The following is a 2,587-nucleotide window of genomic DNA, read 5'->3' as shown; positions in this document are numbered from 1 at the left end:
TGTAGATTGTCAAGCAAAATCGCCCCACTTTTTTATCATCTTTTGACCCGCCTTAGCGATTGCTATGTTAGCTGCTAAGGTGGGTCATTTTTACCTGTTAATCCTGATTTTTACACTGTGAATTGCCCCACCGCTTTAGTGTGTTACGATCCGATATCCATCAGCCGACAAGGATGATTGATCGATCATGATTGTCCTGCTGGATGAATCCAGCGTGATGTACCGGCTGAGCATCATCAGCCGGTCACTGATCAGCTCATGCACCAGTCTCTCCATGGCTGCCGGTCTGCTGTCTTCGATAGTTCCTGCTTTTTCAGCTGTTTCAGGAACAATTGTCCCGCATAGTTCATCCAGATCCATAAATACTCGGTCTGCCGCATCTGACTCTGCGGCAGAAAACCGGTCATTTTCCGGATCGTATGTATACTTTCCGCATTTTTTGATCCTGTTTATTACAAAAAATGGATTTTTTACCCCGTATCTGTTTCGGATCATATCGTATGCCGATGTTTTTCCTTCCCGGTTGTACACATCCACCAACGCCGGGAAGATATCCTCGCTTATGATTGTCTTTCCCATCTTATTTACTCCTCTGACACTGTCACCAGCTGGCCGGATCTTCAAACGGCATCTCTTCTCCGATATGCAGACGGAGATGCTCATCCGCCTCTTCTCCCAGGCCATTCCTGGCCAGGACTTCCCAGTAAAGCATGCAGGTCCGGTACAACCGTCTGGATCTTTCCTGCAGTTCTTCATAGGTCAGTTTTTTAGGCGGTTCATTCTCAATGCCGTATTCCATGTACAGGTATCTTTTTCGTTCTTCTTCTGTCATGGATGACAGCTTTTTCCGCAGTTCTACTTCCTCCCGGTACACATCCAGGAAATCGACGGGTCTCCCTCCTTCGTAGCAGACCATGCTGCCATTCTCATGGATACTGTTGCCGTCCCTGACCCATTCATGCAGGGCTATACGTTCCTCTTCTGTCATCGGTGTTACTTTCTCGTATTCTTTTAATTCCCGTTGCAGGGATTTTTCTTTTTCTTTATTGATCTTCATTTTTCACTGTCCTTTTGTTTTACACTTTATTTTGACCCTTTGACACGGTAGCTGTCTCCCGTTATACTCAAGATATGGCAATGATGCACCAGCCGGTCCAGGATCGCTGTCGCTGCAAGCTTGCCGGTAAACAGCTCGTCCCATCTGCCCATCGGCAGGTTGGTCGTGATGATGAGAGAGTTCTTTTCATACCGCTGGCGGATCACCTGGAAGAAAAGGCTCTCTCGTTCCCTGTCCATCTTCAGATAGGAAAGTTCGTCTATGATCAGCAGCGGGATCTTATCCAGTTTCTTTAACGTCTCACGGAGTTCCCCGTCCCGCATCCTTTCGTACAGCTGATCGACCAGATCCTTCGCATTGATAAAAAGGACTCTGTATCCGGCATTCACGGCATTCATGCCGATCCCTGTTGCGATCATGCTCTTTCCGACACCGGGCGGCCCAATGATGATCACATTTTCGTTCGCCCGGAGAAAGCCAAGCCTTCCAAGCTCGGAGATCTTTTCCCTGTCCAGGGTGTGGTTAAAACCATAATCGATATCTTCCAGCCGCTTTTCCTTTTCAAATCGGGCTTCCATACGGAGTTTTTGCGCTCTGCGGTTCTTTTTCCCAGTTTCTTCCACGGACATCAGCCGTTTCAGGAAAGCTCCGTATCCCATGGAAGAAGCTTCCGCTTCCTGGATAAGATCCCGATACTGCTCCCTCATGTCCACAAGCTTAAACCGCTTCATCATGGCATCAATATATTCTTCGTCTGTATCCCAGGTCGGCTCAGACATCATCCCACCTCCATCCTTGTACTTGTTTCATAATAACTGCAGTCCCTGATAAGGGCCGGGTCATCATCCCGGTATCCTGTTTCCGATGACTTTCCTGCACATCCCGGCTTTTCAGCTTCTGTATCTGGCAGTTCCAGCTTTCCGGCATTGTAATCCCGCAGGATCCCTTTAAAGGAACGGATATCCATCTTATCCTGATCAATGCAGTAACCGATAAAACGGTCAAGTACAGGATCGTCATACAGATCCTGCAGGAGCATGATCTTCCGGGCGTGGTGGGTTGGCTGGTCAAATTTCCTTGCCGCCTCTTCCAGATATCTCTGCCCATTGGAAAAACGCTCTGTAAAATCCCTGCGGATCTGCGGGATCGATGTACTGACCTGTGGTGCGATCTCCCGGTAATGGCTCTCATCCACCCGCACGGTATGCTTCCCGTCTGCCGCCTCCAGGCTCAGAACGGTTTTTTCCTGCAGATCGTACAATTCAATGCGGAATCCGTAAATGATCCGGAACAGGAGAGTACGACCCACATATCGGACCGGGACACTGTATTTATTGCCGTTGATACTGATAAAGCTGTCATTGCTTACGATCCGTTTCTGCAGCTGCCTTGTCCGGTATCTTGTGTCCGGCAGCGGAAGCAGCACCTGCTTTTCCTCCAACAGATAATGCTGGTTAGGGATCCTTTTCGTTGTCCCATGGACTTCATCACACCAGGCATTTACGAATTGTTTTCCCCTTCGGTTTAGTT

The 2,587-nt window shown here is 48.6% G+C and carries 4 protein-coding genes; all 4 read right to left on the bottom strand.

The window, feature by feature from the left end:
* Nucleotides 1-135 precede the first annotated feature (135 nt).
* Nucleotides 136-579 carry a hypothetical protein gene (locus tag B5F07_RS22100; protein ID WP_087163328.1) on the bottom strand — a complete coding sequence of 148 codons (444 nt, stop codon included), beginning with the start codon at nucleotides 577-579 and terminating at the stop codon, nucleotides 136-138.
* A 22-nt stretch (nucleotides 580-601) separates the two neighbouring features.
* Nucleotides 602-1,057, bottom strand: coding sequence for a hypothetical protein (locus B5F07_RS22095; protein ID WP_087163327.1), 456 nt, complete (start codon nucleotides 1,055-1,057; stop codon nucleotides 602-604).
* 26 nt (nucleotides 1,058-1,083) lie between these two features.
* On the bottom strand, nucleotides 1,084-1,839 hold the full coding sequence (istB, locus tag B5F07_RS22090; protein ID WP_242972634.1) for an IS21-like element helper ATPase IstB: 756 nt from the start codon (nucleotides 1,837-1,839) through the stop codon (nucleotides 1,084-1,086).
* Nucleotides 1,836-2,587 (bottom strand): Mu transposase domain-containing protein (locus B5F07_RS22760; protein WP_442911422.1); only part of this gene is annotated, 752 nt, incomplete at its 5' end. The genes istB and B5F07_RS22760, both read right to left, overlap by 4 nt.

Origin of the sequence: Lachnoclostridium sp. An169, from assembly GCF_002160525.1 — a bacterium.
GTDB classification, from domain to species: Bacteria; Bacillota; Clostridia; order Lachnospirales; family Lachnospiraceae; genus Mediterraneibacter; species Mediterraneibacter cottocaccae.
Note: the sequence above shows the minus strand (reverse complement) of the source record. Positions and strands in the feature narration are given on the sequence as shown.

What these genes read in the sequence shown, in the direction of transcription:
- B5F07_RS22100 (WP_087163328.1), bottom strand. Translation starts at nt 579, where the DNA reads ATGGGAAAGACAATCATAAGCGAGGATATCTTCCCGGCGTTGGTGGAT.
- B5F07_RS22095 (WP_087163327.1), bottom strand. Translation starts at nt 1,057, where the DNA reads ATGAAGATCAATAAAGAAAAAGAAAAATCCCTGCAACGGGAATTAAAA.
- istB (WP_242972634.1), bottom strand. Translation starts at nt 1,839, where the DNA reads ATGATGTCTGAGCCGACCTGGGATACAGACGAAGAATATATTGATGCC.